General features: G+C 71.6%; 14 protein-coding genes. 5 read left to right on the forward strand and 9 right to left on the reverse strand.

The annotated features are described in order from the left end of the window. Positions 1-13: 13 nt before the first annotated feature. From CRP49_RS29680 to CRP49_RS49210, 4 genes are all read right to left on the reverse strand, one after another. Entirely contained in the window at positions 14-1,027 is a 1,014-nt protein-coding gene (locus CRP49_RS29680; RefSeq protein WP_179851787.1) for an ABC transporter substrate-binding protein, read from the reverse strand. 57 nt (positions 1,028-1,084) lie between these two features. Beyond that, positions 1,085-1,840 (reverse strand): ABC transporter ATP-binding protein, encoded by a 756-nt coding sequence (locus tag CRP49_RS29685; protein ID WP_097256109.1) that lies wholly within the window; start codon positions 1,838-1,840, stop codon positions 1,085-1,087. Further along, positions 1,813-2,715: an ABC transporter permease gene (locus tag CRP49_RS29690; RefSeq protein ID WP_097256110.1), complete on the reverse strand. Its 903-nt coding sequence runs from the start codon at positions 2,713-2,715 to the stop codon at positions 1,813-1,815. Before CRP49_RS29690 ends, CRP49_RS29685 begins: the two co-directional genes overlap by 28 nt. A 141-nt stretch (positions 2,716-2,856) precedes the next feature. Next, the gene (locus CRP49_RS49210) at positions 2,857-2,940 is read right to left on the reverse strand and encodes a putative leader peptide (RefSeq protein ID WP_313884353.1); all 84 of its coding nucleotides are present in this window, start codon (positions 2,938-2,940) and stop codon (positions 2,857-2,859) included. A 122-nt stretch (positions 2,941-3,062) separates the two neighbouring features. Here CRP49_RS49210 and CRP49_RS29695 point away from each other — a divergent pair, with 122 nt between their 5' ends. Further along, positions 3,063-3,485, forward strand: coding sequence for a secondary thiamine-phosphate synthase enzyme YjbQ (locus tag CRP49_RS29695; RefSeq protein WP_097256111.1), 423 nt, complete (start codon positions 3,063-3,065; stop codon positions 3,483-3,485). Positions 3,486-3,559: 74 nt separating this feature from the next. On the opposite strand, the gene CRP49_RS29700 is transcribed toward CRP49_RS29695, so the two are convergent. Beyond that, positions 3,560-4,000, reverse strand: coding sequence for a nuclear transport factor 2 family protein (locus CRP49_RS29700; RefSeq protein WP_097256112.1), 441 nt, complete (start codon positions 3,998-4,000; stop codon positions 3,560-3,562). 121 nt (positions 4,001-4,121) lie between these two features. Between CRP49_RS29700 and CRP49_RS29705 the strand changes: the two genes are divergently transcribed. The 3 genes from CRP49_RS29705 to CRP49_RS29715 all read left to right on the forward strand — a co-directional run bounded on the left by CRP49_RS29705 (position 4,122) and on the right by CRP49_RS29715 (position 6,883). After that, positions 4,122-4,694: a TetR/AcrR family transcriptional regulator gene (locus CRP49_RS29705; RefSeq protein ID WP_097256113.1), complete on the forward strand. Its 573-nt coding sequence runs from the start codon at positions 4,122-4,124 to the stop codon at positions 4,692-4,694. A 331-nt stretch (positions 4,695-5,025) separates the two neighbouring features. Then, positions 5,026-5,229, forward strand: a complete 204-nt coding sequence (locus CRP49_RS29710; protein ID WP_094222296.1) for a cold-shock protein — start codon at positions 5,026-5,028, stop codon at positions 5,227-5,229. A 172-nt stretch (positions 5,230-5,401) separates the two neighbouring features. Beyond that, positions 5,402-6,883, forward strand: a complete 1,482-nt coding sequence (locus CRP49_RS29715; protein WP_097256114.1) for a DEAD/DEAH box helicase — start codon at positions 5,402-5,404, stop codon at positions 6,881-6,883. A gap of 137 nt (positions 6,884-7,020) precedes the next feature. Here the strand turns inward: CRP49_RS29715 and CRP49_RS29720 are convergent, their stop codons facing one another. Continuing rightward, positions 7,021-7,236: a DUF4177 domain-containing protein gene (locus CRP49_RS29720; RefSeq protein ID WP_097256115.1), complete on the reverse strand. Its 216-nt coding sequence runs from the start codon at positions 7,234-7,236 to the stop codon at positions 7,021-7,023. A 121-nt stretch (positions 7,237-7,357) separates the two neighbouring features. Then, the gene (locus CRP49_RS29725) at positions 7,358-8,545 is read right to left on the reverse strand and encodes a cytochrome P450 (RefSeq protein ID WP_097256116.1); all 1,188 of its coding nucleotides are present in this window, start codon (positions 8,543-8,545) and stop codon (positions 7,358-7,360) included. A gap of 200 nt (positions 8,546-8,745) precedes the next feature. Between CRP49_RS29725 and CRP49_RS29730 the strand changes: the two genes are divergently transcribed. Next, on the forward strand, positions 8,746-11,163 hold the full coding sequence (locus CRP49_RS29730) for an NB-ARC domain-containing protein (protein ID WP_097257604.1): 2,418 nt from the start codon (positions 8,746-8,748) through the stop codon (positions 11,161-11,163). On the opposite strand, the gene CRP49_RS29735 is transcribed toward CRP49_RS29730, so the two are convergent. Further along, positions 11,156-12,868 (reverse strand): hypothetical protein, encoded by a 1,713-nt coding sequence (locus tag CRP49_RS29735; protein ID WP_257033523.1) that lies wholly within the window; start codon positions 12,866-12,868, stop codon positions 11,156-11,158. The genes CRP49_RS29730 and CRP49_RS29735 overlap by 8 nt on opposite strands. Positions 12,869-13,027: 159 nt before the next feature. Continuing rightward, positions 13,028-13,846, reverse strand: a complete 819-nt coding sequence (locus tag CRP49_RS29740) for a LuxR C-terminal-related transcriptional regulator (protein WP_179851788.1) — start codon at positions 13,844-13,846, stop codon at positions 13,028-13,030. Positions 13,847-13,950: the final 104 nt, after the last annotated feature.

Here is a 13,950-nt window from a genome sequence, read left to right on the forward strand (position 1 = left end):
TCGGCGCCTCCCCTCAGCTCTTGGCCGGCGTCGTCGACGGCGGCAGGTCGCCGTTGAACCGTGTGTCCACGAAGTCGCCGAAGTCCACCTTCTTCGGGATGAGCTTCAGCTCGGTGAAGGTGTCGGCGATCTGCTGCTCGGAGGCGACGAGCGGCTTGTCGACGGCGACCGGGACCCGTGTGGAGTTGGTGCGCTTCACCGAGGCCAGCGCCACCTCGTAGGGCAGCCCGGTCTCCTTCGCCCACACCTTGGCCCACTCCTCCTGGTGGTCGTACACCCAGGTCTGCGCGCGCCGCAGCCGTGCCAGGTAGTCCTTGACGGCGGCGACCTTCTTCGGGTCCTGCAGCGTGGAGGGCGCGGCCACCTGGAAGCTGAGCCCGTTGGTGATGCCGTCACCGGTGGTGAGCACCCTGCCCTGCTTGGCGCCCAGGATCTGGGAGGTGTACGGGTCCCAGACCGCCCATGCGTCGACCTTGCCGGAGGTGAATGCGGCGAGCGCGTCGGCCGGCTGCAGGTACTTGACCTTGACGTCGCTCAGGGCGAGCCCGGCCGCCTTGAGGGAGGCGACCAGCTGGTAGTGCGCGGAGGAGCCCTGTGCCACCGCGATCGACCTGCCCTTGAGCTGAGCGGGCCCGGTCAGCTTCGAGCCGTTCGGCACGAGGATGGCGTCGCCCTTGGACGTGCCGTGCCAGGCGGCCACCACCGAGATCTTCGAGCCGGCGCCGGCCGCGAAGACGGGCGGGGTGTTGCCGACACCGCCGATGTCGACGGCCTTGGCATTGACGGCCTCCAGCAGCGGCGGGCCGGAGGTGAACGTCGACCACTTGATCTTGTAGTTGAGGTTCTTCAGCTCACCGGCGGCCCTCAGGATGGCCTCCGAACCGCCCTTCTGGTCACCGACGTCGAGCGTGACGGAACCCTTGCCGTCGGTGTCGGTGCCCGTGCCTGCGGACGAGTTCCCGCCGCAGGCGGTGAGCAGCAGCGCGAAGGGGAGGAGCAGTGCGGCGGGGACGAGGCGTCGTCGCATGGCGGTTCCGTTCATGTGCAGGGGAGTTGTCGGGAGGAGGGGAGGGGGAGTCCGGGTTCAGGCGGCTTCGGAGGCCGTGTCGACGCCGAGCCGCTCCAGCAGGCGGGCGCGGAGTTCGGCGAACCGGGGGTCGGCGATGTCGCGCGGCCGGTCGAGGCCGATGCGCTCTTCGTGGGCGATGCGGCCGCTGTCCATCACCAGAACGCGGTCGGCGAGCAGTACGGCCTCCTCGACGTCGTGCGTGACCAGCAGCACGGCGCAGCCGCGGCGCTGCCACAACTCGCCGACCAGCCGTTGCGCCTTGATCCGGGTGAGCGCGTCGAGGGCGCCGAACGGCTCGTCGAGCAGCAGCAGATCGGGCTCGCGCACCAGGGCGCGGGCGAGGGAGGCGCGCTGTGCCTCGCCACCGGAGAGGGTCTTCGGCCAGGCGTCGATGCGATGGCCGAGGCCGACCTCGTCCAACGCCCGTTCGGCCACGGCGCGTTCGGGCCTGCCGGGTAGGCCGAGCAGCACGTTGCGCCACACCTTCTTCCAGGGCATCAGCCGGGGCGCCTGGAAGGCGACGGCCCGGCGGCGGGAGACGAGGGCGGTCCCCTCGATGTCCCGGTCGAGGCCGGCGAGAATGCGCAACAGCGTGGACTTGCCGCAGCCACTGCGGCCGAGCAGGGCGACGAACTCGCCCGGCGCGATGTCGAGTCGGAGGTCGTCGATGACGGCACGGCCGTCGAAGGAGCGGGTCAGCCCCTCGACGTGCACAGCCCTGGCGGAACGGTTCGCCGTGGGAGTCACCGGCCGGTGAACGTCGGTCGCCATTGCAGCAGCAGCCTTTCGAGGGAGCGGACGATGAAGTCGGCGAGCAGGCCGAGGAAGGCGTAGACGATCAGGCAGACCACGATCACGTCGGTGCGCAGGAAGTCCCGCGCCTGCACCATCAGGAAGCCGATGCCGGCATCCGCGTTGACCTGCTCGGCGAAGACCAGGGCCAGCCAGGCGATGCCGAGCGAGTAGCGCAGCCCGGTGAGCGCGCCGGGCAGCGCGCCCGGGAGCACCACATGGCGTACCAGGCCCCAGCGGGACAGTCCCAACGATTCACCGGCCTCGATGAGTTGGGCATCGACACCGCGGATGCCGGCGTACACGTTGAGGTAGAGCGGGAAGGTCACGCCGAGCGTGATGATGGCGATCTTCGGGGCCTCGCCGATGCCGAACCAGATGATGAACAGCGGGATGAGACCGACGAACGGCACCGTCCGCAGCATCTGGACCGGGGCGTCCACCAGGTCCTCGCCGATCCTGAACAGCCCCGAGACCAGGGCCAGTCCGGTGCCGATCACGGTGCCGAACAGCAGCCCGGCCGCGACCCGCTGCAGCGAGGTGCCCATGGCCGAGGGCAGCGAACCGTCGGCGACCAGATCCCAGCCGACCTGGGCGATCCGGCCCGGCGAGGCGAGGACGTCGGAGGCCAACACTCCTGTGCCGCTGAGGAGTTGCCAGATGGCCAGCAGCAGGAGCGGACCGGCTGTGCGACGCAGCCAGCGGGGGACGCGGGTTCGGCGGGTGGAGGCGGGGACGAGGGGCTGAAGGTCCGGGGCGGAGTGCTCGGGCTGACCCGGTCCGGTCTCGACGGACTTGGATATGCCGGAAATGTCGGGTTCAGGTGAGCTGGGTGGGGCATGGCTGATGCTCATGGATGCTCCACGGCGGAGGGAGGGCGGGGGGATGGGCCCGGTACCGCCGCGTCACGCCCGCCTCAAGGGCGGATCACGGGTGACGTGCGGGTACGGCGGCAGGCCGCGCCGAAGTGGGGAAGGAGGGGGAGGAAAAGGGCGTCAGCGGCCGCGGCGACACGCGGCGGAGGCCACCCGCAGCAGGTCGATGTGACCGCGCGTGGTGAGCAGGGCTGAACGCAACATGCGGCCGAACGTAGCCAGCCGGGCGCTCCATGGTCAACGGTGTCTCGCCCTGTGGACCCGTCGTATCAGGGAACGGTCGCGCCACGACGTGTGAAACCCGGCGGATGGGTCAGGATGGGGGCATGTCAGATGCCTTCACCACTCGGATGCTGAACGTCGCCACCGGTTCCCGGGAGCGGGTCGTCGACCTGACCGCCGACTGCGAGGAGTTCCTGCGCGAGGCCGCGGGCGGCCGCGACGGGCTGCTCAACATCTTTGTGCCCCACGCGACTGCCGGCATCGCCGTGATCGAGACGGGCGCCGGCAGCGACGACGACCTCCTGGCCGCCCTGCACACGCTGCTCCCCGCCGACGACCGCTGGCAGCACCGGCACGGCAGCGCGGGTCATGGGCGTGACCATGTCCTGCCCGCGATCGTCCCGCCGCACGCGACCCTTCCGGTCATCGGCGGGCAACTGGAGCTGGGCACTTGGCAGTCAGTGTGCCTCGTGGACACGAACAGGGACAATCCGAACCGTCAGGTGCGGCTGAGTTTCCTTGGCTGATGCAGGTGGCGGAACTGTGGCGTCGCATTCCGGCCGCACCCTGAGGAGTCCCGGCCCGCAGCCCCGCACTCGCGCTACTTGCCACCCAGCGCCGCCACCAGCTGCGGAAGGTTGCCGCCGGCCACGACGAGGGCCAGGTGGTCGTGGAAATCCCTGCTGCTGACGATCAGGCCGTCGCGGACCCGCAGCACCTGGATGTTGGCGACCTCGAAGTTCCGTTCGGTCACCCGGTGGTGCACCTGGTAGGTCCATTCGGCGACGATCACCTCCGGGTCGTCGGTCTCCCGGATCACCACATTCGTCGAGGTCAGCTCCACGGGCGAACTCATGGAGACCTCCGCGAACCGCTCCTTCAGTACGGCCCGCCCCTCGAACCGGCGCGGCCCGACCGGCTCGAACACGGTCTCCACCACGGCGTCCTCGGCGTAGAGCTCGGCCAGCTCCGAGAACCGCCCCTCGGTGATGCCCTTGAGCAGCTTCCGGAAGACCTCGCGCGGTGACAGCGTTTCAGACATGATCAACCCCCGGCCGGATCCGTAGCTAGAATCGGACTAGCGACTCCGATTTCAAACGATACGGACTGGCGACTCCGGTTGTCCAGAGTGGCTCTGCCGTCGGCGGGGAAGGGTGGCAGGGATGAGCGGCGCTCAGGAACGCCCGCTGCGGGCGGACGCGGCCCGTAACCGGGCCAAGCTGCTGGATGTCGCCACGAAGGTGTTCACCACCCGTGGCGTCGGCGTGCCGACCGAGGAGATCGCCCGGGCCGCCGGGGTCGGGGTCGGCACGCTCTTCCGGCACTTCCCGACCAAGGAGGCGCTGCTGGAGGCGGTGATGGTGCGCAGGCTGGAGGCGATCGCCGCCCAGACCGCGCAGCTGGCCGCCGAGTCCGAGCCCGCCGAGGCCTTCTTCGGCTGCTTCCGCCTGGTGATCGACCAGTCCGAGGGCAAGAACGAGTTCGCCCAGGCGCTCGCCGCTGCCGGGGTGGACGCGCACGCGGCCCTGCAGGAGTCCAGCAAGGTGATCCAGGCGCAGCTGGCCGAGCTCCTGGCCGGGGCGCAACAGGCCGGGGCGGTCCGCTCGGAGTTGGGCCTGCCGGAGCTGATCGCCCTGCTGGTCGGCACCAGTGCGACGATGGAGTACCTCGGAGCTGACCCGGCGGCCCGGCAGCGGATCTTCGAGGTGGTCTTCGACGGGCTGCGGCCGCGCTGAACCCGTCACCGGGGGCTGCGTGGAACAGGTGGCCCCTGCCGAGCTTGCAGAGCGGGCGGAAACGACTCGGGGTTATCCGGGCCGAGAGCGCGATTGACTTTCCGCGGGTGACGGAAGGGTCGTGGCCGCGAGTGAAAGTAGTGCGGATGTGTGTCCCGTGCTAAACTTGTTAATAGTTGCAGTTGTGGTTCCCGAAACTTCAAGTGCCCGGGCGATCGTATATCGTCGGGCATTTCTGTATCTCCGGTGCTTATCCGGACGGGGTTCATTGTGGCAACGCAGGGGCTCGCACGGTGTGGGCCCGCGGGCACTGCCCCCAAGGAGATATGACATGGCTACTGGCACCGTCAAGTGGTTCAACGCGGAAAAGGGCTTCGGCTTCATCGAGCAGGACGGTGGCGGCCCGGACGTCTTCGCCCACTACTCGAACATCGCCACCCAGGGCTTCCGCGAGCTCCAGGAAGGTCAGAAGGTGAGCTTCGACGTCGTGCAGGGCCAGAAGGGCCCGCAGGCGGAGAACATCACTCCCGCCTGACGTCGAAGCGTATGAGTTGGCTGAGGTCCCGCCTTGCGGCGGGGCCTCAGCTTGCTGTTTTTTGCATTCCGGTGGAATTCTTTTAGTCTTACATTCGGCTCGTTCTTGCAATTCATCCGACTCATCCCTGTCGGGAATTCCTCGATGCGTGCCCTGTCGAGGAAGGTTCTCCATGAGCCGTTCAGCTCGCACGAACGACCGTTTCCGGCCACGGGGTCAGGAGCGCCCCGCCGCCCGTTCAGGCGACACCGGGCGCCGGCCCTCCGCACCACAGGGGGAGTTCGCGCTGCCGGTCACCGTCACTCCGGCCCTCCCCGCGGTGGCGACCTTCGGTGAACTGGACATGCCGGTCGAGTTGTTGAAGATGCTCACCAGTCTCGGCCTGGACGAGCCGTTCCCGATCCAGGCCGCCACGTTGCCGAACTCCCTCGCAGGACGCGACGTCCTGGGCCGCGGGCGCACCGGATCGGGCAAGACGCTCGCCTTCGGTCTGGCGCTCCTCGTGCGCACGGCCGGGCAGCGTGCCGAGTCGCGGAAGCCGCTGGCCCTGATCCTCGTCCCCACGCGCGAGCTGGCCCAGCAGGTCACCGACGCGCTCGCACCGTACGCCCGGTTGCTGAAGCTGCGGCTGGCCACTGTGGTCGGCGGCATGTCGATCGGCAGGCAGGCCGGCGCACTGCGTGCCGGGGCCGAGGTGGTCGTCGCGACTCCCGGCCGCCTCGCGGATCTCGTCGAGCGCAAGGACTGCCGCCTGGACCGAGTGAACATCACCGTCCTGGACGAAGCCGACCAGATGGCGGACATGGGTTTCATGCCGCAGGTCACCGAACTGCTGGACCAGGTGCGTCCCGACGGTCAGCGCATGCTGTTCTCGGCCACGCTGGACCGCAACATCGACCTCCTGGTCCGTCGATACCTCCATGACCCGGTGGTCCATTCGGTCGACCCGTCGGCGGGCGCCGTCACCACGATGGAGCATCACGTGCTGCAGGTGCACGGCGCCGACAAGTTCGCCACCGCCACCGAGATCGCTGCCCGTGACGGACGCGTGATCATGTTCCTGGACACCAAGCACGCTGTCGACCAGTTCACCAAGCACCTGCTGAGCAGCGGCGTCAAGGCCGCGGCCCTGCACGGCGGCAAGTCGCAGCCCCAGCGCACCCGCACCCTGGCACAGTTCAAGACCGGTGACGTCACGACGCTGGTGGCCACCAACGTCGCGGCTCGGGGCATCCACGTCGACGACCTCGATCTCGTCGTCAACGTCGACCCGCCCAACGACCACAAGGACTACCTGCACCGCGGTGGCCGTACTGCCCGCGCCGGCGAGTCCGGCAGCGTCGTCACGCTCGTCCTCCCCAGCCAGCGCCGGGACATGGCCCGTCTCATGTCCGACGCGGGCATCAGGCCGCAGATCACGCAGGTCCGCTCCGGCGAGGCCGAGCTGAGCCGCATCACCGGCGCCCAGGCTCCCTCCGGTGTCCCCGTCAGCGGCAGCGGGACGATCGCGGAGCGCCCGAAGCGCGGCGGTGCCCCCTTCCGTGGTCTGGGCACCCGCCCGGGGCGGGCCGGCGGCGGCGAGTCCCGCCGGTCCGCCGAGGCCCGCCAGATCGCCGAGGCCCGCAAGGCCGCCCGGGTCCGTCGTGGCGCATAGGTCGGCACCGGTGCCCTTGGACAACCGCGGGCCCTGACCGTCGGCGCCCGTCACCACGAAGCCGATGGCCCAGCCTCCGACGCGCTCGCCGAGGCCGGCATCCGCAGGGGACCCCTGCCGTGCAGGACCTGAGGCGGTCAGCGGCGCGGACGCTCCAGAGTGAGGAGCAGACCCTCGACCGCACCGGGCCCTATACGGCCCTTGACATCGGCGGACGTGATCGCCTTGAGGGTCCAGCCGTCCTCGGCGTGCTTGTTCAGAACCTTCTCCAGCTTGTCGCTGTCCAGTGCGTCTCCGATCAGTGACTCGCGGAAGGTGACGACCTTGTACTCGAGTGCGGAGGGGTTGCTCATGGCTGGGACCTTCCCGTGGATGGACTGGCTGACGGAACCGGGGACAGCCAATCACCGTTCGGCGTTGCCGTACACGGCGGGGTGGCGGGTGCGTACGGCCCAGGGCCGGTAGGTCCACGCGTCAGCGCCGCGTCGGCACGTCCCAGCGGACGCGCAGAGCCGGGGGCTTGCGGAAGACCAGGCCTCTGGGCGCGGTGGACGAGGCGGGGTCGAGCCGCAGGCCGGGGAGGCGGTCGAGGAGTGCGAGGAGGCAGGCGCGGGTTTCCAGGCGGGCGAGGTGGGCGCCCAGACAGAAGTGCGGGCCGTGCGCGAAGGCCAACTGGAGGCGGGAGTTGTCCCGTCGCAGATCGAAACTGTCGGGGTCCTGGAAGATCTCGGGGTCGCGGTTCGCGCCGGCGAGCGAGACGACCACCAGATCACCGCGCCGCACGTCGGCCCCGCCGATCGTCACGTCGGCGGTGGCGTAGCGGTCCACGACCGCCGCTGCGGGTTCCAGGCGGAGCGATTCCTCGATCGCCGCGTCGACCAGGTCCGGATCGGCACGTACGAGGGCGAGTTGACCAGGGTGTGCCAGCAGGTGCAGTACGGCGTTGGCGATCATGCCCTCGGTGGTCTCGATACCGCCGAACATCAGCACGGCGGCGTTGGCGACCACCTCCGGCAGTTTCAGGCGCCCGCTCTCGGCCGCCGCGACCAGCAGCGAAGCGTGGCTTCCTGCCGCGACCGTCGCCTCGACGCTTCCGCGCAGCTGGTCGAACGCCGCCGCCCCGGCGGGGTTCGCCGACCGCCCGGCGGTGATGTCCGAGACCGCGCTCACGATGGCGTCGTACCAGGAGAGCACCGCCTCGGTGTCCGCGTCGACCAGGCCCAGCGACTCGGCGACGACGGCGACGGCCAGCGGCCCGGCCACCTCCCGGCGCAGTTCGGCGCTGCCACGCGGCCGGATGCCGTCCACGAGCCGGGCGGCTTCCTGTTCCACGAACCCGGTGAACCGGTCGTGCACATCTTGCGTGCGGAACGGGTCGGTGAAGGGGGCGCGGTGCCGCTTGTGTTCGGCGCCCTCCAGGGAGAGCATGCTCGGACCGACCACCTGGGCGGTCGAGAAGCGGGGGTCGTCCACTGTGAAGGTCGCCGCGTCGCGCATGACGCGCAGGGCGAGATCACGCCGGGTCACCAGCCAGCCGCCCAGCACGGGGAGCCACGAGACCGGTTCGCGGGCGCGCAGCAGGGCCAGCCGGGGGTGGGGGTCGTCCTCCAGCTCCGTGAGCGTGGTCGCGGAGCCGAGCGGAAACCGGCGCGCTGTCACCATAGAAGCTGCCCTTGTTCCTGTTCCTGGAATTCCGGTCTCCGTCCCGGAGCCCACTCAGAGCCTATGCGTCTCCGGCGGTGCGTTGAGCCGGTCCCCCACCGTGGGCGACTCGCCCTGCGGCCGACTGGGAATCCGGCGGAGATCCTTCTACCGTGGGCTGCGCCTGTCCCGGTGCTGGTGGACGACGTGAAGGGGGCTTGGTGGACGCCGAGTTGGGGACGCTCGCCGCGCAGGGGGCCACGGCCCTGATCGGGCTCCTGGTCGCGGACTCCTGGGTGAAGACGAAGGACTTAGCCCGGTGGGTGACCCGCCGCCGCTCGGGACGCGGTGCGGACGACGAACTGGACTCCTCCCGCGCGGAGTTGGACGTGGCCCGGGAGCGGGGCGAGGAGGAGCGGGCGGCGAACCGGGTCGCCGCCGCATGGGAACGGCGCCTGCTCGACATCCTGCGGAGCGACCCCGAGGCGGCCGAGGAGCTGCGGCGCCTCCTGTCCGAACTCATGCCGGGAACGTCGTACGACATCACCTTCGACGCGCGACCGGCCGCCGGCGACGCGCCTCCCGACCACATTCCGGCCCTGACCGGCACGTTCAGCAACCGGGTCGCCGAACTCGACCGGATGGACGCCCTGTGCGACGAGCCGGGCCGGGTCAACCTCGCCGTGCTGGCCGGGCTGCCCGGAGTGGGCAAGACCGCCTTCGCCTGCCGCTGGGCCGACAAGGAGCGGGACCGGTTCCCGGACGGCCTGTTCTACGTCGACTACGCCGCCCTGCGCGACGAGTCCGCCGTCGGTGCCGCCATGGGCGCCGACGTCTCCCAGGCCCTCGCCGCCATCCTCAAGGCGCTCCTGCGCAGCGACGAGCACGTACCGGCCACGCTCGCCGACCTGACCCGGCAGTACGTCTCCCACTCGCGCGACCGGCGCATCCTCGTCCTCATCGACAACGTCACCCTGCCCGCCCAGGTACGGCCCCTGATCCCCAGCGGGCCCGGCAGCACGGTCGTCGTCACCAGCCACAGCAGGCTCACCGAGCTGGTGGCGGTCGACGGAGCCGAACTCATCGCGCTGAAGCCCCTCGACAAGGAGAGCGGCCTGACCCTGCTGGCCGACCACTGCGGACGGGAGACCGTGGCGGCCGACCCGGCGGCGGCCGGACGCCTCGTCGACCTCTGCGGCGGCCTGCCCGTCGCCCTGCGCATCGTGGCGACCCGGCTGCTCACCGACGACTCCCTGACCCCGGCCGACCTCGCCGACGAACTGGAGGGCGAGGCCGACCGGCTGGACGGCATGTCCCTGCCCGGCAGCACCTACTCGGTGTCCGCCGTCCTCGGGCCCTCCTACCGGCTGTTGCCGCCCGGACCGGCCCGCATGTTCCGCCTCCTCGGCTGGGTACCGGCCGGCCTCTTCGACACCGGGGTCGCCGCCGCGGCGGCCGGCGTCGACACCCGCACGGCCAGGCGGCTGCTGCGCGAACTCGCGGCCGCGAGCCTGCTGGAGACCGAACGCGACGGCCGCTACCGCATGCACGACCTCGTCCGCCTGTACGCCCGTGAGCGCGCGGTCGAGGAGGAGTCGGCCACCGAGGAGACCGCGCTGCTCGAACGGGTGGCCACCCACTACCTCGTCCTCGTCGCTCTCGCCGACCGCGCCCTGCGCAGGGACCGGCTGCGGATCGCCGACCTGTCCGGGCACCTGGCGGGCGCCTCCGATCCCTTCTCCGCCGCCGCCGGCCCCGCCCCGCTGACCTGGCTCGACGCCGAGTGCGCCGCGATCCTGGCCGTCCTGCGGGCCGCCGTACGCCATGGTCTGCACGCGGTCGCCTGGCCGCTGGCCGAGGCGTTCACGGCCCTGTTCCTCCACCACCGGTACCTGGGCGCCTGGAAGGAGTCCCTGCAACTGGGCGCCGAGGCCGCCGGCGCACTCGCCGCGGCCCCGGCCACCCCGGGCGAGCGCGCGGCCGAGGCCGTGGCGGGCGAGGCCCGCCTGCGCAGCCTGCTCTCCCGCCCGTTGACGGACCTGGGCGAGTACGACCGCGCCCGCACCGAGCTGGAGCGCTCGGTCGCACTCGCCGAGTCGACCGACCGTCTGCTCCTGCGCGCGTCCGTCCAGGAGTTCCTCGGCCGCTACCTGGACCACTTCGACCCGCCCCGCGCGGTGGAGACGTACCGCTACTCCCTCGACCTCAACCGGCGCGCCGGGGACCGGCGTGGCGAAGCCCTGGCCGCCTTCTTCCTCGGCTGCGCGCTGGACGCCCGCGGGGACCACGCGACGGCCCTGGCCACGCTCACCGAGGCCCGGCAGGACCTGCTGGACCTCCCCGAACCCGACCACCGCATGGCGGCCCGCGTCCACCTGGCCATCGGCCTCGCCCAGGACCACCTCGGCCACACCGAGGAAGCGGTCGACGCGCTGCGCACCGCCGCCGGCACCCTGCGGGAACAGAACGCGACCCACTACGAAGCCGAGGCCCTGCTCGCGCTCCTCGACATCGCCGAGCGGACCGGCCGCCACCAGGAGAGCGTGCGCACCTGGCTGACCCGGGTGATCGAGATCTACGAGGCGAGCGGCAACCCGGGCGCGGAGGAGGTGCGCCGACGGCTACGGGACCTCAGCTGACCACAGGAGGCGCGGGCCGCAGCCGCAGCACCACGTCCTCGTCCCGCACCTCACCGACCCGCAGCGTCAGCAACGCCTCGGCCGGCGAACGGTCCTGGCGCAGGCACGCGTAGACGACGGCCGCGGCGAGCCCGGGCGCGATCGGGGCACCGGTCACGGACACCTCCACCACACGGCCGTCGCGCAGCCCCACCAGATGGCCGCCGCCGCGCACCGCACAGGCGGCCAGCAGGCTGCCGGGAAGTTCCGCGGCCGTGGCACGGATCCAGCGCAGGGCCTCGGCCGCGCTGTCGGCCGGGCAGGTCCGCTCGACTACGGAGGCGCTCTCCAGCAGCCGGCGGTCCCGTTCACCGTCCGAGCAGGCGAGGTGCGCGGTGTCCCCGGCATCCGGATCCCCCTGCGCGTGCGCATACGCCGCCGCCGGGAACCGCCGTACGGTGACGACCGGACCGTGCCCCTCCTCGCTCACCTCGGCGACGACCAGCGACGAGGTGACGGGCCGGGCGGCCGGTTCCGGAGCGGGCAGCAACAGGTCCGGCGGGGGCGCGGACACGGGCTCCGGCAGCTTCAGCAACTCGTAGACGGCCGCGCGGAGCCGTGCGAGGGCGCTCCCCGGATCGGCGAAGGCCCGGCGTGCCACTTCGGCGTAGCGCTCGGGGGTGTGCTCTCGTACGGTGCTCTCGACCTGCGCTCTCAGCTCCGCGTCCGGGTCGAGTCGCGGGGCGGCCGCGGCCAGGTCGTGGACGGCGGTTCCCGGCACCGCGTCGGCGCCGAACGCCCCGAGCAGCACCGGAGTTCCGAGCGCGGCACCGTACAGCGTCACCGATCCGTGGTCGCCGATGACGACGTCCGCGGCGACCAGGGCGGAGCGCCAGGCGTGGACGGGTGGCAGCAGGATCAGCCCCGCGTCCAGCGCCGAGGACTGCAGGGCTCTGATCCGCCAGGCGCCGTGGGCCGACCAGACGTTGGGGTGGACGACGGCGGCGACCCGGTACTCGTCGTGCGGGAGCCCGCCGAGGAGGCGGACCGGCAGGTCGGGGTGGCGGCCAAGGAGAGAGGTGGTCCCCCAGGTGGAGCTGACCACCACGAGCCGCTGACCCTCCGCGACACCGAGGGCCTCCCGGTACGCGTGCCTGCGCCGCCGGCCGGCCAGCAGCTCGTCGAAGCAGGGGTCGCCCAGCAGGAGGGTGCGGCCCGCGGTCTTCGGGTGGGCGGCGAGGAGTTGCCGCTCCTGGTCGGGGTGCGAGACGGCGAGCCAGGCCCGGCCGGACTCCAGGAGCGCGTCCGGTACGAGGCCGGACAGCCGGTCGTGCGGTCCGCGCGCGTCCGGGACCCGCTTCTGGAAGCCCACACCGTGGGGCAGCACCAGGACCGGGCAGTCGCCCTCCGGTAGGTCCACGTTCTCGCTCGCCGTGAGCACGAGGTCGGCCCTGACGTGGGCCAGCTGCTCCCAGGGCATGACCCGGCAGCCGGACGTGTGCAGGAGGTCGAGCACCCCTGCGGCGAACGCGGAGGTGGGGTCGTGGGCGAAGACGACGCTCACCCGGGGGTCGTCGCGCAGCAGGGCGGGGAGCGATTCGAGGACGCGCACCGTGGAGGTGACGGTGCGTGCGGCGACGACCAGGGTCCGCTCGGCGGGGAAGGTGCGCCAGCGATGGGCGTCGACGCCTACCGGAACCCGCAGGAAGGGGCTACCGGACACCACGTCCGCACCCCCCGGCTCCCGCACCGGACCAGCGGCTCGCGGCTCGCGGCTCGCGGCTCGCGGCTCGCGGCTCGCGGGACGGTCGCCGTATCAGATGACAAGTTGGCTGACAACCCTTCAGGTCTGCTCGCTCCTGGCGGACCGCTCCACGGTAACCAATCAGGGAGGACCGGCACAGAGCTCCTGGGCGCCGGGGGACGGGACCAGACCGAGCCGCTGAGCGCGCAGCACCGTGCCGACCCGGTCGCGGGTGCCCAGCTTGCGGTAGATGTTCTCCACGTGCTTGTGCACCGTGCGGGCCGAGATGCCGAGCCGGCGGCCGATGGCGTCCGCCGTCAGCGCGTCGGCGAGCAGGAGCAGCACGGTCGTCTCGCGGGGCGTCAGCGCACAGTCCGCCGCCCGCTCGTCCGGCGCTCCGGCCGGGGCCGGCGACCGCCGCCACTCCTCCAGCAGCTGCCGCTGCCGCTCCACGCCGGCCAGCAACGGCTGCGCGCGCTCGGCCATCGTGAGGTGGTCGTCGGTGAAGTCCGTACCGGAGCGGTAGACGAGGCAGCCGGTGATCGGGGCGCTGCTTCCGGGGAGCGGTACGCCGAGCACGTGGTCGACGTCGAGGACGTCACCGAGCAGACGGGCCGTCGGGCTGCGCGGCCAGTCGCGGCCCACCGCCCGGTACGCCGTGACCGGGGTCCGGTCGGCCCGGGCCGTGTAGTGGTCGGCGAGGGGGTAGCCCGCGCGCAGCAGCCCCAGGTCCGCGTCCCGGAGCCGGCCAAGTTCCGTCGCGGCGGCGTCGGGGGCCACCCCGACGGTGCCCTCGTTCTCGCTCCAGTCGTCCAGTTTGTGGACCACCGCCTCGCCGCCGCACAGGTCCGTGAGCGCGGTGCCGAGCAGCGGCCACAGACGCCCCGGCTCCCGTTCGTGGAGCGCCGCCACGGCGACCGCCACCAGGCGTTCGTAGGCCTTGTTCAGCCCGTGTACCACGTGTTTCTCTCCGCTTGAGTCTCCCGCTCGCCGTCCTCCCGCCCGGCGCCGCGTACGTACTTGTACGCATACCCCTGCCGTCCCCTGCTGCCGCAGACTTCAAC

The sequence above is a fragment of the Streptomyces sp. Ag109_G2-15 genome (genome assembly GCF_900215565.1).
In the GTDB taxonomy this organism is placed as follows: Bacteria; Actinomycetota; Actinomycetes; order Streptomycetales; family Streptomycetaceae; genus Streptomyces; species Streptomyces diastatochromogenes.